The 24,888-nt window shown below is 50.0% G+C and carries 15 protein-coding genes and 2 tRNA genes; 11 read left to right on the forward strand and 6 right to left on the reverse strand.

All coding sequences use genetic code 11. The features are described from left to right. Positions 1 to 57 precede the first annotated feature (57 nt). Entirely contained in the window at positions 58 to 2,097 is a 2,040-nt protein-coding gene (locus tag AC6R1A_RS03675) for a sensor domain-containing protein (RefSeq protein WP_500633460.1), read from the reverse strand. Positions 2,098 to 2,296: 199 nt separating this feature from the next. On the opposite strand from AC6R1A_RS03675, the gene ubiT reads away from it, so the two are divergent. From ubiT to truB, 10 genes are all read left to right on the forward strand, one after another. Beyond that, the gene (gene ubiT / locus AC6R1A_RS03680; RefSeq protein ID WP_500626487.1) at positions 2,297 to 2,824 is read left to right on the forward strand and encodes a ubiquinone anaerobic biosynthesis accessory factor UbiT; all 528 of its coding nucleotides are present in this window, start codon (positions 2,297 to 2,299) and stop codon (positions 2,822 to 2,824) included. After that, positions 2,808 to 3,311 carry a GNAT family N-acetyltransferase gene (locus tag AC6R1A_RS03685; protein WP_500633461.1) on the forward strand — a complete coding sequence of 168 codons (504 nt, stop codon included), beginning with the start codon at positions 2,808 to 2,810 and terminating at the stop codon, positions 3,309 to 3,311. The genes ubiT and AC6R1A_RS03685 overlap by 17 nt, the downstream gene beginning before the upstream one ends. 215 nt (positions 3,312 to 3,526) lie before the next feature. Next, positions 3,527 to 3,859, forward strand: a complete 333-nt coding sequence (secG, locus tag AC6R1A_RS03690; RefSeq protein ID WP_500631789.1) for a preprotein translocase subunit SecG — start codon at positions 3,527 to 3,529, stop codon at positions 3,857 to 3,859. A gap of 27 nt (positions 3,860 to 3,886) precedes the next feature. Beyond that, positions 3,887 to 3,970, forward strand: a tRNA-Leu gene (locus tag AC6R1A_RS03695). Between the two features lie 55 nt (positions 3,971 to 4,025). Further along, a tRNA-Met gene (locus AC6R1A_RS03700) sits at positions 4,026 to 4,102 on the forward strand. Between the two features lie 252 nt (positions 4,103 to 4,354). Beyond that, positions 4,355 to 4,810 (forward strand): ribosome maturation factor RimP, encoded by a 456-nt coding sequence (gene rimP, locus AC6R1A_RS03705; RefSeq protein WP_334554268.1) that lies wholly within the window; start codon positions 4,355 to 4,357, stop codon positions 4,808 to 4,810. Between the two features lie 24 nt (positions 4,811 to 4,834). Beyond that, a complete protein-coding gene (nusA, locus tag AC6R1A_RS03710) occupies positions 4,835 to 6,322 on the forward strand; it encodes a transcription termination factor NusA (protein ID WP_334554270.1) in 1,488 nt (495 codons plus the stop codon). Between the two features lie 22 nt (positions 6,323 to 6,344). Beyond that, entirely contained in the window at positions 6,345 to 9,056 is a 2,712-nt protein-coding gene (gene infB, locus AC6R1A_RS03715) for a translation initiation factor IF-2 (protein WP_500633462.1), read from the forward strand. 109 nt (positions 9,057 to 9,165) lie between these two features. Then, positions 9,166 to 9,567 carry a 30S ribosome-binding factor RbfA gene (gene rbfA, locus AC6R1A_RS03720; RefSeq protein ID WP_500631787.1) on the forward strand — a complete coding sequence of 134 codons (402 nt, stop codon included), beginning with the start codon at positions 9,166 to 9,168 and terminating at the stop codon, positions 9,565 to 9,567. Further along, entirely contained in the window at positions 9,567 to 10,511 is a 945-nt protein-coding gene (gene truB, locus AC6R1A_RS03725; protein WP_500631786.1) for a tRNA pseudouridine(55) synthase TruB, read from the forward strand. The genes rbfA and truB overlap by 1 nt, the downstream gene beginning before the upstream one ends. A gap of 75 nt (positions 10,512 to 10,586) precedes the next feature. Here truB and AC6R1A_RS03730 read toward each other — a convergent pair whose 3' ends face one another. The 5 genes from AC6R1A_RS03730 to gltB (AC6R1A_RS03750) all read right to left on the reverse strand — a co-directional run bounded on the left by AC6R1A_RS03730 (position 10,587) and on the right by gltB (AC6R1A_RS03750) (position 23,366). Next, positions 10,587 to 11,027 (reverse strand): DUF1499 domain-containing protein, encoded by a 441-nt coding sequence (locus tag AC6R1A_RS03730; RefSeq protein ID WP_500633463.1) that lies wholly within the window; start codon positions 11,025 to 11,027, stop codon positions 10,587 to 10,589. Positions 11,028 to 11,070: 43 nt separating this feature from the next. Next, complete coding sequence (locus tag AC6R1A_RS03735) at positions 11,071 to 12,483, reverse strand: FAD-dependent oxidoreductase (RefSeq protein ID WP_500631784.1); 1,413 nt, start codon at positions 12,481 to 12,483, stop codon at positions 11,071 to 11,073. A 14-nt stretch (positions 12,484 to 12,497) separates the two neighbouring features. Further along, positions 12,498 to 16,961 (reverse strand): glutamate synthase large subunit, encoded by a 4,464-nt coding sequence (gltB, locus tag AC6R1A_RS03740; RefSeq protein ID WP_500633464.1) that lies wholly within the window; start codon positions 16,959 to 16,961, stop codon positions 12,498 to 12,500. A 397-nt stretch (positions 16,962 to 17,358) separates the two neighbouring features. Beyond that, positions 17,359 to 18,828, reverse strand: a complete 1,470-nt coding sequence (locus AC6R1A_RS03745) for a glutamate synthase subunit beta (RefSeq protein ID WP_500628114.1) — start codon at positions 18,826 to 18,828, stop codon at positions 17,359 to 17,361. Further along, positions 18,828 to 23,366 (reverse strand): glutamate synthase large subunit, encoded by a 4,539-nt coding sequence (gltB, locus tag AC6R1A_RS03750; protein WP_500633465.1) that lies wholly within the window; start codon positions 23,364 to 23,366, stop codon positions 18,828 to 18,830. The genes AC6R1A_RS03745 and gltB (AC6R1A_RS03750) overlap by 1 nt, the downstream gene beginning before the upstream one ends. A gap of 513 nt (positions 23,367 to 23,879) precedes the next feature. On the opposite strand from gltB (AC6R1A_RS03750), the gene mnmL reads away from it, so the two are divergent. Beyond that, positions 23,880 to 24,824, forward strand: a complete 945-nt coding sequence (mnmL, locus tag AC6R1A_RS03755; RefSeq protein WP_500633466.1) for a tRNA modification radical SAM protein MnmL/YtqA — start codon at positions 23,880 to 23,882, stop codon at positions 24,822 to 24,824. Positions 24,825 to 24,888 lie beyond the last annotated feature (64 nt).

Raw genomic sequence — 24,888 nt, forward strand, 5'->3', positions numbered from 1 at the left:
AGGTTTGAGCGAATTCGCTCTGAAAATAATCACTTAGTGGTAAAAAATACCGCAGGGTTAGTTCTTGTGACGGCGGTTTTGCGCGAACAGCTCTTCAATGTCCTGTTTCGGTTGAGGGCGATGAAAGTGGAAACCCTGAATCGAATGACAATTGAGATTAGAGAGCAAGGTCGCTTGCTGTTGGGTTTCTACCCCTTCGGCCACCACGGTTAAGTTCAACGATTTACCGAGATTAATGATGTTCTCGATGACGGTGATCTGCTTAGGTAGCGTGTCGATGTCGGTGATAAAGGCACGGTCTATTTTGAGCTCATCAATCGGAAAGCGTGCCAAATAAGAGAGTGACGAGTAGCCGGTACCGAAGTCATCAATCGACAAGGAAAAACCGAGCTTTTTGATCGCGTTGAGCATCTGTAGCGTGTGCTCGCTGTCACTCATAACGGCGCTTTCAGTCAACTCAAAGGTGATGCAGTTCGGGTCCAGCTCAGTGGTACGCAAGAGCTTTTCCATGTAGTCGATAAGCTTAGGGTTGCCAAACTGCTCGGGTGACAAGTTGATGGCGACACGTCCCGGCAAGATGCCTTGCAGCTTCCAGCGTTTGACCGTATTGAACACATCACGCATCACCACGCGTCCAAGGTGCTCAATTAATCCAGCGCGCTCGGCCACCGGAATAAAGGCGCCCGGGCTGATGTAGCCTTCAACGGGATGTTTCCAACGGATCAGTGCCTCGGCGCCATTGATACTGAAATCGCGCGCGTTCACTTTCGGCTGATACCAGACCTCTAACCCGTTTTGCTGGAGCGCTTTTTGCAGCTCAATTTCGAGCCAAAGGCGCATCCTCGCTTCTTTGTTCATTTGATCGTTGAATTTGATCAAACGATTTCGGCCACGATCTTTCGCTTCGTACATCGCGGTATCGGCATTTTGCAACAAAATGCGTGCGTCGTTGCCATCGCCTGGATACGCAACACTGCCGATAGAGCAGGCTAAGCGCTTACTAAAGTGGTGCAAATCAAAAGGTTGGTTAATCAGCGAGATAATACGCTCAGAGAGCATCTCGGCCATGCGGTTGTTTTCTGGCTCGGGCAGAATAAGGCCAAATTCATCGCCGCCCAGATGCCCCAAAATCGCTTGGGGAGGCAAGAGACGTTTGAGTCTTGATGAGACTTCTTTGATCACTTTGTCACCGATGTGATGACCCAGTGAGTCATTGATATTTTTAAAGTTATCAATGTCTAGATAGAGCATAATCAACGGCGTTTCGTTGTGAATCAGTTGCTCAAGGCGCTTGGTAAACCCAAAGCGGTTGTATAGACCGGTTAGTGAGTCGAGGTGCGCATCCTCTTTACTGGTTGGTGAGAGTATTTTGTTACTCACTTCGGCGTCTTGAATCAGCACGATTTGTGTGTTGCCACCAAGCAGTTTGGTTGCGCCTGCGTGCAGCTGAACTTTACGCTCAAAACCACAGCGTGGCCCGGTTAAACAGACCAAAGGCGCTTTAACGATCTGGTTTTCTAGCGATTTGGCAAAGACGGTCTTGGTTTTCTCGTCGACAAACAGGCGAGAGAAGCTTTCGCCCAGCAGTTCTTGAATCATCTCAAAACCGAGTAGACGCAGCGCTGCAGGGTTGGCCGATAGAATGCAGTCGTCTTCGACCAGCAATAACCCATCTGGCAGTATCGTGGTTAAGGTACTGAATTTACCTTCTGACTCTTCGAGAGAGCGAACCAAAATTTGTTTTTCAGAGGTATCGATGGCATGAAAGACGATATGTTCGACTTGGCCTTCAGTCTCAACAGGAGTCAGACTAAAATGAACGCTGGTCTCGAGGTCGATGTCATCAAGGGTGATTTCTGCCTCTAACGTTTCGCCATTAAACGCCCGCTCATAATAGGGTTTGAGCTGTTGGTAGAACTGTTTACCAAGAATTTCGCTGTCGCACATTCCGACCATTTCCGCAGGCGTGAGGCCAGAAAGGTCGCAGTAACGCCCATTCACCAAAGCATAGTGATGTTGGTTATCTAAGATCGCAAAAAAAAACGGACTCTTCGCCGTTATTTTTGTAAACCAATGCTGAAGTTGTTGCGAGAGCATCAAGTTTGTACCAGTTCTCCGAGGATTCTTCTTAGTAAGCGGCATATTTACTAAGACGTCAATACAACTATAACGACCTTTGTGACGTGATGACAAGGAAGAGAAGGATAAAGACTGTTTTTTGATAAATAACAGGATTTCTCTCAGTGACATCCACTATGATGGCGAGTTGTGTTTGACAAATTAACGGATCATCAGCGTGATTAACAAGATTCGCACTCAGCTAGTTCGTAATGCCGCATCAATTTTGCGATCTCCAATCCACTTCTTGCCTCATTTTGTTCAAAAAAGAGCCTTGTTGGATGGACTAAACACGGTGTTTAAAGAAGCCCTCGAAGACGGCGATTTTGACTTCTTGCAAGACAAATGGCTTAAAGTCGCGATCAAAGATCTCGATCTCTGCTGGTTCATCAGTTATCAAGATGAACAGCTACAGGTTGCTGATACTCCGATGACCGCCGATGTGACCTTCAGTGGCAACCTCAATGATTTGGTGTTGATTGCAGGTCGCAAAGAAGATCCAGATACGCTCTTTTTCCAACGCCGCCTTTCTATCGAGGGGGATACCGAGCTTGGTCTGGAAGTCAAAAACTTGATGGACAGTGTTGATCTCACGCTTTTACCTAAACCCTTGCAAATGTGCATGAATCAACTGGCCGACTTTGTTCAGAAAGGCGTACAATCTGAGACCTTAAACAAAGAGGTTGTCCATGCTTATTCGAACTGAAGCGCCCGCTGATATTCTGTCGGTCGAAAAATTACTCCAAACCACTTTTGACACTGACGCTGAAGCCAACTTGGTGATGAGCCTGCGAGAAAACGGCAATCGCACTTTGTCTTTTGTTGCGTGCAACGATGAGGGTGACGTCGTCGGCTACGTGTTGTTTAGCCCAGTAACCGTTAATGGTGAAGAGAAAAGCTGGCAAGGGCTCGCGCCGTTAGCGGTGGCGAACGCGTATCGCAATCAGGGGATCGCGGCACAGTTAGTTGAAGAAGGGCTCGCGTCACTGCATGAGTTTGGTTATCCCGCCTGTGTGGTCTTAGGCGATCCGAACTATTATGGCCGTTTTGGCTTCGAGTCAGCGGAGAAGCATCAGTTGCATTGCCGTTGGGATGTGCCGGCTGGCGCGTTCCAAGTCATAGAGTTAGCAGCAGGTGAAGTGCAAGCTGCACAGGGCTTGGTGGACTACAGTCCGGAGTTTACCGCCCTCTAAGTGGCGGTTTGAACAAGATTTATCCACGAAAAGCTTGGTTTTGTCCTTTTTTTAAGCGTTCGACACGATAAAGCCAATTTTTTCAAAAATACCACTTGTCAGCGTTATGTCGTTTCGCTAGTATTGCTCCGCCTTCAACGAGGAGGTCGCTAGCCTTGTTCAGGACGACTCCTAGAACGGCGCTGGCTCAACAATTTGGAACATAGGTGGAAAGCATGTTTACCGTTCTACTTGTGATTTACCTGTTGGCAGCGGTTGGTGTAATCGGCCTCGTGCTGATTCAACAAGGTAAAGGCGCAGATATGGGAGCCTCATTCGGTGCAGGCGCATCAAACACAGTGTTTGGCGCAGGTGGCTCAGGAAATTTCCTAACCCGAATGACTGCAATTTTTGCAACAGTATTTTTCGTTATCAGCCTAGTGCTTGGCAACATGTCGACACACAAGACAGAGTCTCAGTGGGTTGACCCAACGCAAGGTCAAGTAATTCAAGCTGGTGACGTGAGTGAAGTTCCTGCCCCTACAACGGGTGACGAAATTCCTCAATAAGCGATAGCTCGCTTAAGTAAGATTTATGCCGAGATGGTGAAATTGGTAGACACGCTAGCATGAGGTGCTAGTGCCTTTGGTGTGAGGGTTCGAGTCCCTCTCTCGGCACCATTATTTACAAACTTGTAAAACACCTTGGAGAGCGTATAATGCTCGACAAGTCGGACGCGGGGTGGAGCAGCTTGGTAGCTCGTCGGGCTCATAACCCGAAGGTCGTCGGTTCAAATCCGGCCCCCGCAACCAATTCCTACATTGAGATTTGACCAGTTCTTATCTGATGAAAAGTAGGATGTTGCAAGTTTTCGCAGTCTTGATTATGTCGAATAGTCACTGCGAGTTAAATGATGAAATGCATCGTTTAACGTATCAGGGTCCAGCAACAAAAAACCCCGACTATATCGGGGTTTTTTGTTATCTGAACTTTTTAAAAGTTCAGAGCTTGCTTGGAATTTAAATTGGGCTCTGAGCCCTTTTTTTGTTTCTGGAGTGGTTTAAATGACTGGTTTAGAAAGACAACTTACTGAAATGCTTGAAGCTCCTGTAGCAGCATCAGGTTATGAGTTAGTTGGATTAGAATTTATTCGCGCAGGCGAACACTCAACGTTGCGTATTTTTATTGACCATGAAAATGGTATTACCGTCGATGACTGTGCAGAAGTGAGTCGTCAGGTCAGTGCGGTGATGGACGTTGAGGATCCAATCACAGTGGCTTACAACCTAGAAGTGTCTTCACCAGGTTTAGAAAGACCACTTTTCAAAGCGGCACATTATGAGCAATTTATTGGTCACGAGGTCAGCATCGTTTTGAAAATGGCTGTCGGTAACCGTCGTAAGTGGAAAGGTGTTATCCACTCTGTCGAAGGTGAAACAGTGACGATTACTGTGGATGGCAACGATGAAGAGTTTGCATTAAGCAACATTTCAAAAGCTAACCTGATCCCTAAATTTTAAGCGAAGTCTTAGAGGCTATTTAAAATGAGTAAAGAAATTTTAGCGGTAGCAGAAGCGGTATCGAACGAAAAAGCGGTACCTCGTGAGCGTATTTTTGAAGCATTAGAAATCGCACTCGCTACCTCGACTAAGAAAAAGTACGAAATCGAAATCGAGGTTCGCGTAGCTATCGACCGTAAAACCGGTGAGTTTGATACTTTCCGCCGTTGGTTAGTGGTGGAAGAGGTTGAGCATCCAACGAAAGAGATCTCACTAGAAGCGGCACAATTCGAAGATCCTGAGCTGCAAGTTGGCGATTATGTAGAAGACGAAATCGAATCGGTGACGTTTGACCGTATTACGACGCAAACTGCGAAGCAAGTGATTGTTCAGAAAGTTCGCGAAGCAGAGCGTGCACAGATCGTTGAACAGTTCATCGACAACGAAGGTGAGCTTGTGACTGGCGTGGTGAAGAAAGTGAACCGCGACACCATCATTCTTGATCTGGGTAACAACGCGGAAGCGGTTATTCTGCGTGATGACCAATTACCACGTGAGAACTTCCGTCCTGGTGACCGTGTACGTGGCCTACTGTACCGCGTCGCGCCAGAAGCGCGTGGCTTCCAGCTATTCATCACACGTTCTAAGCCAGAAATGTTGGCAGAACTGTTCCGTGTTGAAGTGCCAGAAATCGCAGAAGAAATCATCGAGCTGAAAGGTGCAGCGCGTGATCCTGGTTCTCGTGCAAAAATTGCCGTGAAGACCAACGATAAGCGTATTGACCCTGTCGGTGCCTGTGTGGGTATGCGTGGTGCGCGTGTTCAAGCCGTATCGGGTGAACTTGGCGGTGAGCGTATTGATATCGTGCTTTGGGATGATAACCCAGCGCAGTTCGTGATTAACGCTATGGCACCGGCTGATGTCGCTTCCATCATTGTTGATGAAGATACGCACTCAATGGACATCGCGGTTGAAGCGGACAACCTAGCTCAGGCGATTGGTCGTAACGGTCAAAACGTTCGTCTCGCCTCTCAGCTAACGGGTTGGGAACTGAACGTCATGACGGTTGAAGATCTTCAGAAGAAACACGCTGAAGAGTCACAAGCGTCTATCGAAAACTTTATGAAGTACCTAGATATTGAAGAAGACTTTGCTCAACTGCTTGTTGAAGAAGGCTTCTCGACTCTAGAAGAGATTGCTTACGTACCCGTAAACGAGCTACTAGAGGTTGATGGTTTGGATGAAGATCTTGTTGAAGAGCTACGTAGCCGTGCCAAAGAAGCATTGACCACGATCGCCCTAGCACAAGAAGAATCGTTTGAAGGTCTAGAGCCTGCAGAAGATTTACTAGGTCTTGAAGGCCTAGAACGCGAAATGGCATTTAAACTGGCAGCAAAAGGTGTCTCCACATTGGAAGATCTTGCTGACCAGGGTATTGATGACCTAGAAGGTATTGAAGGCCTAACTGAAGAGCGTGCGGGCGAGCTGATCATGGCAGCACGTAACATCTGTTGGTTCGGCGAAGAAGCATAATTTCCCAGCAAGGAGGAGCGGCATGACGCAAATTACCGTTAAAGCACTAAGTGAAGAAATTGGTACGCCAGTAGACCGCCTATTAGAGCAACTTGCTGACGCAGGAATGAAAAAAGCGAGCACAGATCAAGTCACAGAAGATGAAAAACAGAAACTGCTGACTCATCTGAAAAAAGCGCACGGCGACACCAATGGTGATGCTGAGCCAACTCGCTTAACCCTGCAACGTAAAACTCGCAGCACACTGAGTGTTAATGCGGGTGGCGGCAAAAGCAAAGAAGTCAACGTTGTGACTCGTAAGAAACGTACTTACGTGAAAGCGAGCACAATTGAAGATGAAGCGAAACGTGAGGCTGAAGAAGCCGCTCAACGTGAAGCTGAAGAAGCGGCAAAACGCGAAGCTGAAGAAGTAGCAAAACGTGAAGCCGAAGAAGCAGCAAAACGTGCAGCAGAAGAAGCAGCAAAACGCGAAGCGGAAGAAAAAGCGAAACGTGAGGCAGAAGAGAAAGCCAAACGTGACGCTACCGAGAAGGCGAAACGTCAATCTGGACAACAGAACGAACGTAGCGCTGAAGAGAAATCTAAGCAAGAAGCAGCGCGAAAAGAGGCCGACGAGCTTAAACGTCGTCAGGAAGAAGAAGCTAAGCGTAAGGCTGAAGAGGAAAGTCAGCGCCAGCTTGAAGAAGCTCGCGAATTGGCTGAGAAGAATAAAGAGCGTTGGTCTGCTGCTGAAAAGAAAAAGGGTGATATGGAAAATACAGATTACCATGTAACGACTTCAACCTACGCACGTGAAGCCGAAGATGAAGCAGATCGCCGTGAAGAAGCGGGTCGTCGTCGCAAGAAGAAGAAACTCTCTAGCAAAAACGATGATCAAGAACGCAACGCTCGCCCTGGACGTGGTAAAGGCCGCGCGAAAGGTCGTCTAGCGAAGCCTTCTTCTATGCAACAAGCGTTCGACAAGACCGCTGCGGTTGCAAAAGCGGACGTTGTGATTGGTGAAACCATCGTGGTTTCTGAACTGGCAAACAAGATGTCAGTGAAAGCAACAGAAGTGATTAAAGCGATGATGAAGATGGGCGCAATGGCGACCATCAACCAAGTGATTGACCAAGAAACAGCGCAATTGATCGCTGAAGAAATGGGTCACAAGGTCGTGTTGCGTAAAGAGAATGAGCTTGAAGAAGCGGTTCTAAACGATCGTGATAGCCACGCAGAAGCGACACCTCGTGCGCCAGTTGTGACCATCATGGGTCACGTTGACCACGGTAAAACATCGACGCTTGACTACATCCGTCGTACACACGTGGCTTCAGGCGAAGCGGGTGGTATTACCCAGCACATCGGTGCTTACCACGTAGAAACTGAAAACGGTATGATTACCTTCCTTGATACTCCTGGACACGCGGCGTTTACCGCAATGCGTGCTCGTGGTGCTCAAGCGACGGATATCGTTGTTCTTGTGGTTGCGGCAGACGATGGCGTAATGCCACAAACGGTTGAGGCTATCCAGCACGCGAAAGCGGCAGAAGTGCCTCTAATCGTTGCGGTGAACAAGATCGATAAAGAAGATGCGAACCCAGATAACGTGAAGAATGAGCTTGCTCAGTACGACGTTATTCCTGAGGAGTGGGGCGGTGAGAACATGTTCGTTCACATCTCTGCGAAACAGGGTACCAACATCGACGGTCTTCTAGAAGCGATCCTTCTTCAGTCTGAAGTTCTTGAACTTACAGCTGTGAAAGAAGGCATGGCGTCTGGTGTTGTGGTTGAATCGCGTCTAGATAAAGGTCGCGGTCCAGTGGCTACAGTACTGGTTCAGTCAGGTACCCTAAATAAGGGCGACATCGTTCTTTGTGGTCAAGAATACGGCCGTGTTCGTGCTATGCGCGACGAGCTAGGTCACGAAATCACAGAAGCTGGTCCATCTATCCCTGTAGAGATCTTGGGTCTTTCTGGTGTGCCTTCTTCAGGTGACGAAGCTACGGTTGTCCGTGATGAGCGTAAAGCACGTGAAGTCGCTAACTACCGCGCTGGTAAGTTCCGTGAAGTGAAACTGGCTCGTCAGCAGAAATCCAAACTTGAGAACATGTTCTCTAACATGGCTGCAGGTGAAGTGGCTGAGCTGAACGTTGTACTAAAAGCGGACGTACAGGGCTCGGTTGAAGCAATCGCAGACTCACTACTGAAACTTTCTACTGACGAAGTGAAAGTGAACATCGTGGGTTCTGGTGTGGGTGGTATCACTGAGACAGATGCAGTACTGGCTGAAGCGTCTAACGCTATCATCCTTGGCTTTAACGTACGTGCGGATGCATCAGCTCGTCGTGCAATTGAAGCGGCAAGCGTTGACCTACGTTACTACTCAATCATTTACCAATTGATTGACGAAGTGAAACAAGCAATGGGCGGTATGCTTGCTCCAGAATTCAAGCAAGAGATCATTGGTCTTGCTGAAGTACGTGACGTATTTAAGTCACCGAAACTGGGCGCAATCGCTGGTTGTATGGTCACAGAAGGCGTGATCAAGCGTAACAACCCAATCCGCGTACTGCGCGAAAACGTTGTTATCTACGAAGGTGAGCTTGAGTCCCTACGTCGCTTTAAAGATGACGTTCAAGAAGTTAAGAACGGCTACGAATGTGGTATCGGCGTTAAGAACTACAATGATGTTCGCGTCGGTGACCAAATCGAAGTCTTCGAAACAGTGGAAATCAAACGTACACTGGACTAATTGACTAACATTACTCTCAAAGGTCGAAAGACGAGAGCAATGGGTTGTTGAATACACCATGGGGGGCTGGCTTGACCATCCCCCCATTCTTTCTAATGTGAGAAAAGAGATGTCAAAAGAATTTAGCCGTACTCAGCGCGTTGCGCAGCAGTTACAAAAAGAATTGGCGATGATCCTCCAGCGTGAAGTTCGTGACTCACGTCTGGGCATGGTGACTATTTCCGATGTCGAAGTGTCACGTGATTTGGCCTACGCCAAAGTGTTTGTCACTTTCCTATGTGTTGGCGAGCAAACCCCAGAATCATGTCTGGCGGCACTGCGTGAGCACGAAGTACACATCCGTATGATGCTGGGTAAGCGTATTCGTCTGCGTCTGACACCAGAAATCCGCTTTCATTACGACAACACCTTAGTTGAAGGTATGCGCATGTCTAACCTCGTTAGTGAGGTGATTAGTCAAGACAAACGCAAACAACACAACGCAGGTCGTGATGAAGAGGAAGAGAACTAATGGCACGTCGTCGTAAAGGTCGTCCTATTGATGGTGTGATCCTATTGGATAAACCCACTGGGATTTCATCCAACGACGCACTGCAAAAGGTCAAACGCATCTACTTTGCGGAGAAAGCGGGTCATACCGGGGCGCTCGATCCTTTGGCAACCGGCATGCTGCCGATTTGTTTGGGCGAAGCGACCAAGTTTTCTCAGTTCTTGCTCGATTCGGACAAGCGATACCGAGTGATTGCCAAGCTGGGCGAGCGAACCAACACCTCAGATTCAGACGGAGAAGTGGTCGAAACGCGCCCTGTGAATGTTGAGCTCCCTATGCTCGAAGCGTGTATCGACAAGTTCCGCGGCGAATCCGACCAAGTACCGTCAATGTTCTCGGCCCTGAAATATCAGGGTAAGCCGCTGTATGAGTATGCTCGTCAAGGCATTGAAGTCCCTCGTGAAGCGCGCAAGATCACCGTGTACGAGATTACCCTCCATCGCTTCGAAGGCGATGAAGTCGAGATGGAAATACACTGCTCGAAAGGCACTTATATCCGCACTATCGTAGACGATCTTGGTGAAATGCTCGGTTGTGGCGCGCATGTGACCATGCTGCGTCGCACGGCGGTCGCTAACTACCCGTACGAGAATATGGTGACGCTAGAGCAGCTTAATGAGCTTCTTGAACAAGCGCATCGTGAAGAGCGCGCGCCGCGTGAGTTACTTGACCCGCTGTTGCTCCCTATGGACACCGCTGTTGAAGATCTGCCTGAGGTGAACTTGATTCCTGAATTGGCCGATCTCGTCATGCATGGTCAGCCTGTGCAAGTTTTCGGCGCTCCGACCGAGGGTACGGTTCGCCTGACGAAAGGTGAAGAGAAGTGTTTTATCGGCGTTGGTGAAATGAACGACGACGGTAAGATTGCCCCAAAGCGTCTCGTCGTATTCAGAGACCCGGTTTAATACCGATAAGCCTCTCTCAACGACAAAAAACCGAAGCACTATCAGCGCTTCGGTTTTTTATTTTAAGCGTCTTGGTTACTCTATGAGCCCTTCGGCTTTCAGGATGTCACGAAGTTGCTCTGCGCGTTTGCGATTGACGCCAAAATCAGAGTAACCCACACGCGACTCTGAGCGCACCATTAGTGCTCCGTCGGTCATTTTTAGCTCCAAGTCATCGACGAAACGCAGGATTTTTGAGGTGCACTCAATACGTAAGTAACCTTCATCGCTGACCGCGGTTTTGGCGCCGGGTAATTGCAGGGCAGCGCGCTCTATCGCATCGATGTTGGCCTCTTTAGTCAGGATAAAGGGTGCGAGAGAAAACTTCTCTCGCGTATCCTGAGTAGAGACACAATTGGGTTTGTCACCACATGGCTCGGCGCTTCTGTCTGTCATTGTCGTCACTCCTTGGCTGCAACCCGCGAGAGCGATCGACGCGAGTAGCAGAGTGGTTAGGGTTCGCCATTGGGGTTTCATTGGTTCTCCTTACTAAGAGGGGGCTTCACGGACTTTAAGAAGGTTACACTTCTAGAAAGTCTAAGATACCTTCTGCCGCTTTGCGTCCTTCATCGATGGCCGTGACTACAAGATCGGAGCCGCGCACAGCATCGCCACCGGCAAAAATCTTCTCGTTACTGGTCTGGTAACGGTAAGTTTGTTCAGATGCCGCTTTAATTCGGCCCCACTGATCCAGCTCTACACCATAAGGTTCTAACCAGCTCATTTGGTGCGGCTGAAAACCAAACGCCATAATGACTGCATCGGCGGCCAGTACGTGTTCGCTGCCTTCGACCGGCTCTGGGCGGCGGCGCCCAGCAGCATCTGGTTCACCCAATGCCGTTTTGACCACCTTGACCCCAGTGACCTGACCGCTTGCGTTGACTTCTAACCCCAAAGGCTGAAGGTTAAACATAAAATCTACCCCTTCTTCTTTGGCGTTTTTCACTTCGCGCCTTGAGCCAGGCATGTTCTCTTCATCACGGCGGTAAGCACAAATCACGTTTGCAGCGCCTTGGCGGATAGAGGTGCGCACACAGTCCATCGCGGTGTCTCCCCCGCCGAGGACGACGACATTTTTCCCAGCCATATCAATAAACGGTTTGTCGTCTTTAAGGTCCATCACTTTATAGGTATTGGAAATCAAAAACGGCAGCGCGTCATACACGCCAGGTGCGTCTTCATTCTCAAGTCCAGCGCGCATATTTTTGTACGTACCCACCCCTAAGAAGACCGCGTCGTAGTCGTTAATCAGCTCACTCATTTGAATGTCTTTACCGACTTCGACATTGAGACGGAACTCAACACCCATGTCACTAAAGATGCGGCGACGGTTTTCCATCACCCCTTTTTCTAATTTAAAGGAGGGAATACCAAAGGTGAGCAGCCCGCCGATCTCTGGGTAGCGATCAAACACGACTGGTTTCACGCCATTTCGGACTAACACATCGGCTGCAGCGAGACCTGCAGGGCCCGCGCCTATGATGGCGACTTTTTTATCCGTCCACTCGACTTTAGACAAGTCGGGCTTCCAGCCCATTTCGAACGCTTTGTCCGTAATGTATTTTTCAATGTTGCCGATGGTCACCGCACCAAAGTCATCATTGAGGGTACAGGAACCCTCACAAAGACGGTCTTGCGGGCAGACGCGTCCACACACTTCGGGCAAGCTGTTGGTTTGGTGAGACAGCTCAACGGCTTCAAGGATACGCCCTTCATTGGCGAGCTTTAGCCATTGCGGAATGTAGTTGTGAACCGGACATTTCCATTCACAGTAAGGGTTACCACAATCTAAGCAGCGATCCGCTTGGGCAGTCGCTTGCTGCTTGGTAAAGGGTTCATAAATCTCGACAAACTCTATCTTACGGATCTTAATCGGTTTTTTAGCCGGGTCGACACGCTGGACATCGATAAATTGGTATACGTTCTGGCTCATACATCCTCCATGACTTATTGTGCTTGAACGCGAAGTTCAGCAGCGCTACGACTTTGGTGACCAAGCAAGGTATTCAGATCCGCTGCTTGAGGTTTAACTAGGTAGAACTTCGGAATCCATTCATCAAAGTTCGCTAGGATATGCTCGGCATGTGCCGAACCGGTTTCCTCCAAGTGCTCGGCAATTAAGCCGCGTAGATGCTCTTGGTGGATATAGAGGTCGGCCAACGAAATCGCTTCTACCGACTCGTTATTCACTCGCCCTGCAAAGTCTTGATTATTATCTAGTACATAAGCAAAACCGCCCGTCATACCCGCGCCGAAGTTGACGCCTGTTGCGCCAAGAATCGCGACGATGCCACCGGTCATGTATTCACAAGCGTTATCACCCGCGCCTTCGATGACGGCAATGGTACCTGAGTTACGCACCGCAAAACGCTCACCCGCCGTTCCTGCAGCAAACAGTTTGCCGCCTGTCGCGCCATATAGGCAGGTATTGCCTATGATGGTCGCTTCATGGCATTTGAACGCCGTACCCAAGTGAGGTTTGATGACCAGTTTGCCACCTGCCATCCCTTTACCCACGTAATCGTTGGCATCGCCCGTGAGGATTTGTTCAACGCCGCCAGCGTTCCAGACACCAAACGATTGACCCGCTGTACCATCAAGGTAAATCTTGATGGGCGTGGCGGCCATGCCTTGGTTGCCATAGCGTTTGGCGATTTCGCCCGACAGACGTGCGCCCACTGAGCGATCGGTATTGATGACATTGTAGAAGATGCTTGCGGGCTGCTGCGCTTCGATTGCGCTCATCGCATCATCGACCATCTGTTGGTTTAAGTGCGCTTTGTCAAACGGCGCGTTCGGCTCAGTCCAAAACAGCGGATGGTCTTCTGGAGAAACCGGTGCTTCGAGGATATTCGATAGATCCAGTTTTGCTTGTTTCGCCGTCATCCCTTCCACCGCTTGCAGCAGATCGGTGCGGCCAATCAGATCCGTGAGTTTTTCAACGCCCAACTCGGCGAGTAAGCCTCGCACTTCCTCAGCAAGGCCGGTGAAGTAATTCATTACCTGTTCGGGTAGGCCTTTGAAGTATTGATTACGCAAGGTTTCGTCTTGTGTCGCGACGCCCGTAGCACAGTTGTTTAAGTGACAGATACGCAGGAATTTACATCCCATCGCAACCATAGGCGCAGTACCAAAACCAAAACTCTCCGCACCGAGTATGGCCGCTTTGACCACATCGAGACCGGTTTTTAAACCGCCGTCGACTTGTAGGCGAATTTTATGACGCAAACCATTTGCGACCAGTGCTTGTTGGGTTTCCGCTAGACCGAGCTCCCATGGGCTGCCCGCGTATTTCACTGAGGTGAGTGGGCTGGCGGCGGTTCCGCCGTCGTAGCCAGAGATGGTGATAAGGTCAGCGTAAGCCTTTGCCACACCGGTGGCGATAGTGCCCACTCCCGGCTCAGAGACCAACTTAACGGAAACCAAGGCCTTTGGATTGACCTGTTTCAAATCGAAAATCAGCTGTGCCAAATCCTCGATGGAGTAAATGTCATGATGAGGTGGCGGTGAAATCAGGGTCACACCTTGGACGGAATAACGCAGTTTGGCAATTTCTGCCGTCACTTTGTGCCCGGGCAGCTGACCACCCTCACCGGGCTTGGCACCTTGCGCCACTTTGATTTGCAACACATCAGCATTGGTCAGGTAGTGGGGCGTCACGCCAAAACGGCCTGAAGCAACCTGCTTAATGCGTGAGTTTTTCTCGGTACCAAAACGGCGAGGATCTTCACCGCCTTCCCCAGAGTTGGAGTAGCCGCCTAGTCGGTTCATCGCCGTAGCCAGCGCTTCGTGCGCTTCGGGGCTTAGAGCGCCAATGGACATGGCGGCAGAGTCGAAGCGCTTGAATAGCTCCGTTGTTGGCTCAATGCGCTCAAGTGGCAAAGGCGACTCGGCTTTTTTCAACGTCATCAAGTCACGCAGCATGGCAACCGGGCGCTCGTTCACTTGCTTGGCGTAGCTTTGGTAATCTTGGCTCTCGCCAGAGCGCACCGCTTTTTGCAATGTGCCGACGACATCCGGGTTGTAGGCATGGTATTCACCACCATGTACGTATTTCAGTAGCCCGCCGTGGTCGATAGACTTACGCTTCGCCCACGCTTTGCGCGAGAGATTAAAGAGGTCTTGTTGGAAGTCGTCAAAGTTGGCGCCTTGAATGCGCGTAGTGACGCCTTTAAAGCACAATTCGACCACGTCTTTGTGTAAGCCGACCGCTTCAAACAGCTGCGAGCAGCGATAAGAGGCCACGGTTGAAATGCCCATCTTGGACATGATCTTATACAGACCTTTATCAATACCGTATTGGTAATTCTGCATCACTTCTCGGTAGCTCTTTTCTACCGCACCGTCATCAATGAGTTTGCCTAGCGCTTCGTAGGCCAGGTAAGGGTAGACAGCGGTAGCGCCGAAACCGAGCAGTACCGCGAACTGGTGTGGATCGCGCGCGGTTGCTGTTTCGACGATGATATTGGCATCACAACGTAAGTTGGCATCGATAAGACGGGTTTGTACCGCACCTACTGCCATGGCTGCAGGAATCGGCAAACGGCCTTTGACTAATGCGCGGTCTGACAACACCACTAATACCGTCCCTTCACGCACGACTTGCTCAGCCTGTGCACATAAATCATCAATCGCTTGTTTGAGATCTTTCTGAGTCGGATCGTAGTTGATGTCTAAGATGGTGTTGCGGTAGTGGTCATCATCAAGCCCAAGCAACTGCTGCATGTCTGAGTAAAGCAGAACCGGAGAGCCAAACGTGACTCGATGGGCGTGACCATCGGTTTCACAAAAGACATTCATCTCTTGGCCGATACTGGTCGCCAATGACATCACGTGCTTTTCGCGCAGTGGGTCGATAGGCGGGTTGGTCACCTGAGCAAATTTCTGTCTAAAGTAATCGGTCACTAAGCGCTCTTTGGATGACAGCACTGCCATTGGCGTGTCATCACCCATAGAGCCGACGGCTTCTTGCCCCATATCGCCGAGTACGCGCAGCACTTGATCGACTTCTTCGTTACTCATCGCAAACTGCTTTTGATACGTCTTTAAAAGATCGTTATCGAAGCTCCGTTGGCCGACTTGATCGTCTGATAACTCAGCAAATGGCGTCAGCTTGCGAACGTTGTGCTCCATCCATTCGCGATAAGGGTGACGGCTCTTGAGATCGTTGTCGATCTCGCTCGATTGCCACAACTTGCCTTGGCGTGTATCAATCACCAAGAGCTCACCGGGGCCGACACGACCTTTCTTCGCCACTTCATCCGGGGCGTAGTTCCAAATGCCGACTTCAGAGGCGAGGGTGATCAGCTTATCTTTAGTGATCACATAGCGGGCAGGGCGTAAACCATTGCGGTCTAAGTTACACGCCGCGTAACGTCCATCGGATAGAACAATGCCTGCCGGGCCATCCCAAGGCTCCATGTGTTTGGAGTTGAAGTCATAGAATGCGCGCAGATCGGCATCCATATCTGGGTGGTTTTGCCATGCAGGCGGCACGAGCATACGCATAGCGCGGAAGATATCCATTCCACCAGCAAGGAACAAGTCCAGCATATTGTCTAGACTCGAGGAGTCTGAACCGGTTTCATTGACAAAAGGTGCCGCCGTTTGCAAATCCGGAAGAAGCGGCGAGGCAAATTTGTACGCACGTGCGCGCGCCCACTGGCGGTTGCCTTCAATGGTGTTGATTTCACCATTGTGCGCCAGATATCTAAACGGCTGCGCTAATGGCCAACGAGGTTGGGTGTTGGTAGAAAAGCGCTGGTGGAACAAACAGATAGCTGATTCCATGCGCAGATCCGCTAAGTCGAGGTAAAAGCGCGGTAAATCTGCTGGCATACACAGACCTTTGTAGACAAGGACCTGAGTCGACAAGCTACAAATGTAAAAATCGCTGTCATCGTGAATCTGTTTTTCGATGCGGCGGCGTGCAATATAGAGGCGGCGCTCAATGTCGCGCTCACGCCAACCTGCCGGTGCTGAAATAAACACCTGCTGAATGTTCGGTAATGAGTTTAACGCGATGGGACCAAGGACCGCAGAGTTGGTCGGCACTTCGCGCCAGCCAGCGACTGATAAGGTTTCTTTGGCTAACTCTTTGTTAATAATGTCTTTTGCAGATTGTGCTTTGACCGGGTCTGGGCTGAAAAAAATCATCCCGATGGCGTATTGTTTACCGAGATTGAAGCCTTTCTCTTTGGCGATCAGGCGCAGATAGGAATCGGGTTTTTGCAACAACAACCCACAACCATCGCCGGTTTTTCCGTCGGCGGCGATGCCACCACGGTGGGTCATGCGATCCAATGCTGAAATTGCGGTACGAACTAGCTTGTGGCTAGGTTCACCTTCCATGTGTGCAATTAAACCAAATCCACAGTTGTCTTTTTCAAGACGAGGATCATATAGAGCCATTGCAATTCTCCCTTTGCTTCGCTGTCTTCCAGACAGTACTACCAACGTATCCAGCTTGAACTCAAAAAGGGTTGGTAAATATGACTAACTATGCTTTCAAATTGTTAAATTTTGCATAAATATACACAAAATTATCTTTTATTATTTTACAAAATTGGATGAATTCATTTTCATCGATTTCACAACGTATAGCTTATGATGAAAAAGGTCAAGTTTTTGGTGAATGATCACGCTAGGTGACTATTTACCAAGTAATTGACTGAAAAAAGTTCGCCAAATCAGAGGGATAGAATTCTTATTGTTACATTTTTGTAACAATAAAAGTGTGAGGGATAAAAAAGACCAGCACAATGTGCTGGTCAACTGGATAGGTTTGGAAGGATGTCAGTGTAAGCGGTTATGCAGAGAGCATAAGTGAATCCGCTTTCGCTTCAAGGTGGGTTCCCCCCATCAGGTACTGGTCGATAGCACGTGCACACTCTCGACCTTCATTGATACAACGTACCACCAAAGATTGGCCGGTACGCATATCACCTGCGGCAAAGACACCCGCTTGATTGGTGGCGAAGTCTTGTGTCGCGACGTTGCCACGCTCATCAAGTGCTACATCAAGCTGAGCAAGAACGCCGGTCGGTTCTGGATGCAAGAAACCCATCGCCAAAAACGCCATATCACATGGAATCACGCGCTCGCTGCCTTCGACTTCTTTGAAGCTCGGGCGCTCACCCGCTTTGGCGTCTTGCCAAACAATGTCAGCGATACGCAGACCAGTGACGTCACCTTGGTCATTACCGATAAACTCTTTGGTCAGAATATTCCAGTGACGATCAACGCCCTCTTCGTGTGAAGTCGAGGTACGTAGGATCATTGGGTATTGTGGCCAAGGCATGTTCGCTGGGCGTTTCTCTGGTGGAATCGGCATGATTTCGACCTGGGTGACGCTGGCAGCGCCGTGACGGTTAGAAGTACCGACACAGTCTGAACCTGTATCACCACCACCAATCACCACCACGTGTTTACCGGCGGCATGAATCTCTTCACCTTTGAGATCCATGTTGTTGGCTCGGCGGTTATTTTGTGCGAGAAACTGCATCGCAAAGTACACACCGTTAAGCTCGCGCCCCGGGACTGGCAAGTCGCGCGGTACGGTTGAACCACCGGTGAGCAACACCACATCGTACTCTTGACGAAGCTGCTGAGCGTTGACATCAACTCCCACGTGTTGGTTGACTTTAAACTCAACGCCCGCTTCGGCCATCAGGTTGATCTTGCGATCGATCACTTCCATGCTCAGTTTAAAGTCTGGAATGCCAAAGCGTAGCAATCCGCCCACTTTTTCATCACGTTCAAACACGGTGACACTATGGCCGGCGCTGTTCAGCTGCTCGGCTGCCGATAGACCCGCCGGGCCACTGCCGATGATCGCCACCGTTTTACCTGTGCGAGAGCGTGGCGTTTTCGGTTTGGCGTACCCTTCACGATACGCCGTTTCTACGATGGTTTTCTCAATGTTACAGATGGTGATAGGGTCTTGGTTGATCCCCAATACACACGCGCTTTCACACGGCGCAGGGCAGACGCGACCAGTAAACTCTGGGAAGTTATTGGTGGAGCTTAGAATGTTCCACGCCTCTTCCCAGCTATCACGGTACACAGCATCATTGAACTCAGGAATGATGTTGCCAATGGGGCAACCGTTATGACAAAACGGTACACCACAGTCCATGCAGCGTGATGCTTGCGTATTGATCTTGCTACCAAATTCGTCGTTCAGGACGAACTCTTTGTTGTTCTTGATGCGCTCTTTGGGGTCGATCTTTTGTGGAAGTTCACGACCATGCTCTAAAAATCCAGTCGGCTTACCCATTACACTGCCTCCGTTTCTGCTTGTTCTGCCTCAGCTTGACGTTTTTGAAGCACCGCTTTGTAGTCACGTGGCATGACTTTCACCATCGCCGCTAAACTTGCTTCAAAGTTGTCTAAGAAAGACTGAGCTACTTCACTTCCTGTGAATTGAACGTGTTTCGTCAACATATCTTGTAAGAAGGCTTTGTCTTCTTGTTCGATAGGATCCAAATCGACCAACTCTGGATTGAGTTTGGATTCAAAGTCACCCGACTTATCCCAAACGTAAGCGACACCGCCACTCATGCCCGCGGCAAAGTTGCGACCAGTCGAACCGAGGATAATCGCCGCGCCACCTGTCATGTATTCACAGCCGTGGTCTCCCACGCCTTCGACAACCACTTTCGCGCCCGAGTTACGTACACAGAAGCGCTCACCGGCCATACCGCGAATGAAGGATTCTCCGGAGGTCGCTCCGTAGAAACAGACGTTACCCACCACAATGTTGTCTTCGGCAACAATGCTTGATTTGGCATCTGGGTAGAGCACCAAGGTACCGCCAGATAGGCCTTTACCCCAGTAATCGTTCGCATCGCCTTCGACTTCAAATTTGACGCCTTTCGCAAGGAACGCACCGAACGACTGGCCAGCACTACCGGTAAACTTAACGTTCATCGGTTGAGGCAGACCTTCATCCTTGTACACCTTGGAAATCTCGTTAGACAACATGGTGCCAGCAGAGCGGTCAGTGTTGACGATCGGGAACTCAGCGTTGACCGCTTCGCCTTTTTCGAGCGCAGGGATCGCCGCTTGAATCAGTTTACGGTCAAGCACTTGCTCTAGGTTGTGATTCTGTACGGTCTGGTTGTAGACGCCGTCTTGCTCGCGCGGTTGCTCAACGTGCAACACAGGAGACAAGTCTAAGTTCTTGTATTTCCAGTGCGATACGTCTTGGCGAATCTTCATTTTCTGACCTTGACCGACCATCTCATCAATGGTTCTAAAGCCAAGTTCCGCCATGATCTCGCGTAAGCCTTGTGCCATGTATTGGAAGAAGGTCACGACGTCTTCGACGCGGCCGTCAAAACGCTCACGCAGCGTTTTGTTTTGTGTCGCAATGCCCACAGGACAGGTGTTCTTATGACACTTACGCATCATAATACAGCCTTCTACTACCAGCGCAGCGGTTGCGACACCCCACTCTTCAGCGCCCAGTAATGTGGCGACAGCGAGGTCACGAGGCGTTTTCATCTGACCATCCGCTTGAACAACGATACGGTTACGTAGGCCGTTTTTCAGTAGCGTTTGGTGCGTTTCCGCCAAACCTAATTCCCAAGGTAGGCCCGTATGGCGAATCGATGACATCGGAGAGGCACCGGTACCGCCGTCGAAACCTGCGATAAGCACAACGTCTGCTTTGGCTTTCGCAACGCCAGAGGCAATCGTGCCGACACCGGCTTCGGAGACCAATTTGACGTTCACGCGGCCAGCGCGGTTCGCGTTCTTCAAGTCGTAGATCAGCTGAGCCAAATCCTCGATAGAGTAAATATCGTGGTGTGGCGGTGGAGAAATCAGACCGACGCCCGGTGTTGAGTGACGAGTGGCGCCGATCCAATCATCGACTTTGTCACCCGGAAGCTGACCGCCTTCACCCGGTTTCGCGCCTTGCGCCATCTTGATTTGCAGTTCGTCTGCGTTAGTGAGGTAGTATGAAGTCACCCCAAAGCGACCAGACGCGACCTGCTTGATAGCTGAGCGTTCCCAGTCACCGTTTTCTTTGCGCTCAAAGCGCATTGGGTCTTCACCACCTTCGCCCGAGTTAGACTTCGCGCCCAATCGGTTCATCGCAACGGCCAGTGTTGAGTGCGCCTCGTAAGAGATCGAACCAAACGACATCGCGCCGGTAGCGAAGCGTTTCACGATGCTTTCAATCGGTTCTACTTCGTCGATGGGAATTGAGCCAGCAGGGTGCTTAACAAACTCCAACTGGCTACGCAGCGTCACCGCGTTGTCGCCTTGCTTATCCACCGCGGCCGCGTATTGCTTGAATTGATCGTAATCTTTGTTGCGTGTTGATTGTTGCAACAGCGAAATCGTCTCAGGATTGAAGAGGTGCTTTTCACCACGCTGTTTCCACTGGTAGACGCCGCCGACATCCAACATTTGCACTGGGATTTCGCGTTGGGGGTAACCGACACGGTGACGAATGAGGACTTCTTTTGCGATGTCATCGAGCGTCAAACCTTGAATACGAGAGACGGTACCCGTGAAGTATTTGTCGACCACGGATTTGTGGATACCAAGCGCTTCAAAGATCTGTGCGCCATGGTAAGACTGCAAGGTTGAAATGCCCATTTTAGAGAAGATCTTCAGCAGGCCGCCGTTGATCGCCTTGCGATAGTTATCAAACAGATCGCGTGGGCTGGCTTCTGGATCGAGCTTCTTGGTGCGTTGCAGCTCAACAATGGTCTCAATTACCAAGTACGGGTTGACGGCATTGGCGCCGTAGCCAAGTAGCGTCGCGAAATGGTGCGTTTCACGCGCATCACCGGTTTCAACCACAATGTCACACTTCGCGCGTAGACCTTTGCGGATCAGGTGATGGTGAACGGCGCCGACGGCCAACATGGCTGGAATAGCCGCGTGGTTTGAGTTCACTGCGCGGTCTGTGAGTAGGATGATCGAGTAGCCATCGACCACCGCATCTTCGGCGTATTGACAGATACGCTTCAATGCACGCTCTAGTTTGCCTTGATCTTCATTGGCTTGGAACACGATATCGAGCGTTTTCGCCTGTAGGTGTTCGTTGTCGATCGCACGCAATTTCTCTAGCTCAGAGTTCGCGAGCACTGGAGATTCCAGTTCCACTTTTTGACAGTGAAGCGGAGTTTCAGTCAGCAGGTTATGATCTTTACCTAGGTAGGTATTGAGTGACATCACCATACGCTCACGGATCGGGTCGATCGGTGGGTTGGTAACCTGAGCAAACAACTGCTTAAAGTAGTTGGATAGATGCTGAGACTGGTGAGACAAGACAGCCAATGGCCAGTCTGCGCCCATGGCAGACAGTGGCTCTTTGCCTTCTTTCGCCATTGGAACAATGATTTCATTCACTTCTTCAGTGCTGACACCAAACGCTTGTTGACGATGGAGAAGGCGCTCTGGAGAAGGCTGGCTGAACTGGTTGCTCGCATCAGGCAGTTTCTTCAGGCTAAGTAGGTTATCTTTCACCCATTGTTCGTAAGGCTGAGCGCCTGCGATGGTATCTTTGACTTCTTCGTCAGAGATAATGCGACCTTGCTCTAAGTCCGCAACGAAGATACGACCTGGCTGCAAGCGGCCGCGGAACTCGACGTTCTCTGGGGCAATATCCACAACACCAGACTCAGACGCCATCACAAGGAAGTTGTCTTTGGTCACGGTGTAGCGAGACGGGCGCAGGCCGTTACGATCGAGCGTTGCACCTACTTGGACACCATCGGTAAAGCAGACTGACGCTGGGCCGTCCCAAGGTTCCATGATGTTTGCGTGATACTGGTAGAACGCGCGACGTGTCGGATCCATGGTTTTGTTTTCTTGCCATGCCTCTGGGATCATCATCATCAATGCGTGTGGCAAGCTACGACCTGAGAGGACCAGTAGCTCAAGCGCCATATCGAAGTTTGAAGAGTCCGAGCTGCCTTCTTGACAGATAGGCAATAGCATGTCGATTTCTGCTTGTGTAAACAGATCCGACTCGATGATCGCCTCACGGGCTTTCATCCAGTTTAAGTTACCGCGAACGGTGTTGATCTCACCGTTGTGGGCGATATAACGGAAAGGTTGCGCCAGACGCCATTTCGGGAAGGTGTTAGTAGAGAAGCGAGAGTGTACCAAGGCTAGCGCCGTCACCATGGTTGGGTTTTGCAGGTCGAGGAAGTATTGAGGCACTTGCTCTGTGGTCAACTGACCCTTATACACCAAGGTTTTGTAAGACATGGAGTTGATGTAGAAATCATCACCAATGTTCGACACGCTCTCAAGGCAGACGCGTACCGTGTAGTTACGCAGCACGTACAGCTTGCGCTCAAGCTCTTCTGGCGTCATACCTGGGCCGCCAGTGACAAACACGTGCTCGAACTGAGGCTCAGTGCTGAGAGGATCGGCGCCGATCATAGAGTTGTCGGTTGGCAGTACGCGGTAGCCAATGATTTCTAGGTCGAGACGCTTGGCGTTTCGCTCTAAGATGTCACGACATTGCTCGCGTTTGTATTCATCTTTCGGGAAGAGAACCACGCCAACGCCGTATTTTTCAAAAGAAGGCAGTTTGATACCGAGCTTTACTGCTTCTTCTAAAAGAAATTCATGGGGTTTTTGCAACAAGATACCCGCACCATCACCACTACAAGGGTCACAACCTTGACCACCGCGGTGTTCCATGCGAGCGAGCATATCGAGTGCTTGAGTCACAACTTCGTGTGATTTACGGTTTTTCAGGTGAGCAACAAAACCGATACCACAGGCGTCATGCTCCAGTTCTGGAGTATATAGACCCTGAGAACTTTGCTCTCTATCTACCATAGATACATCCTTCCAGTTCAATTAGACGCAATTACCCTAATCCGCAGGGGCGTCTTGTCCTTGATTTGTATGATTCGAAGTCAACCGAGGTGGGAGACTTAGATTCCGTTCCGTATCTCGCAGGAAAAATATTGCGAGAAAAACAATCCTTGGTGATATCCATGTTTTTATTGTCACTATGTAGTGATTTATATAGGTGGGAGGTGGATACCGCCGATGATTTTGCAATTTTGTCTGTAATAAAAATCACAAAAACTGTAAGTATCCTACAATTTTGTCAGCAGCAAATGCAATGAAAACTCGCCCTTGTCGCCCACTTTTTTCGCATGAACATGCACCATTGCGTTTAACTTTTGCGTAACATTTAGCGAAATGCCTGTATTTAATGAATGTTTATTGACTCTGATTAAAGTTGCGCCTGTTTGAAATCGGTAGATTCCTCCCCGAATTATTTTCATGATTGTAATTTTTTTACATAAATCTTAATGAGATTTATTTACGTTTGGGTGGGAAATGCAGCTACACGAATTAGTCAATACCATTGGTCAAGATCTCCAGCGTCGCTATAAAGAGAAAGTGCACAAGCTGACCTTGCACGGTGGGTTCAGTTGCCCGAATCGCGACGGGACGATTGGCCGTGGTGGCTGTACCTTTTGCAATGTCGCTTCGTTTGCTGATGAGCAAGCTCAAGTAAAAAGCATTCAAGCCCAACTCACTGACCGAGCGGGGGAGATTCGCCGCGCGAACAAGTATCTGGCTTATTTTCAGGCTTACACCAGTACCTACGCTGAGGTGCAAGTGCTCAAGTCGATGTATGAAGAGGCGCTCAAAGCGGCGGACATCGTCGGATTGTGCGTAGGGACGCGGCCAGATTGTGTGCCTGATGCGGTGCTTGAACTGCTCTCTGACTACGTTGAGCAAGGCTATGAAATCTGGCTAGAGCTTGGCTTACAAACCGCCAACAACGACACCCTTAAACGCATCAACCGTGGCCACGACTTTGAGTGTTATGCGCGCATCACTGAGCGCGCTAGAGCGCTCGGGATCAAAGTGTGTACTCACCTGATTGTGGGTTTGCCGCGCGAAACACGCGATGACAACCTGGAGACTTTGCACCAAGTGTTGGCGGTGGGTACCGATGGCATCAAACTGCACGGCTTGCACATTGTAGAAGGCAGTACCATGGCTAAAGCGTGGCGAGCTGGTAAACTGCAGGCGCCTGAGCTTGATGAATATGTTGCTATTGCCAGTGAAATGATCCGCATGACGCCACCGGAAGTGGTCTATCATCGCGTCTCTTCGGCGGCACGCAGACCTACCTTGTTGGCACCGCTTTGGTGTGAAAACCGCTGGCTGGCGATGACGGAAATTGGTCGTTCACTCAATGCGTTGGGTGCGCAAGGTTCGTTGATTGAGCGTCCATTCGTTTACACAGCGCCGCCACTTGCCACGCCCTAAGCCTTGTCGCTTCACACATCCCACATTTAAACGTTCCCGAGTCAGAGAAGCTTTAGCAGCCCAA

It is taken from the genome of Vibrio sp. R10-SG3-ISO3, from assembly GCF_059834225.1.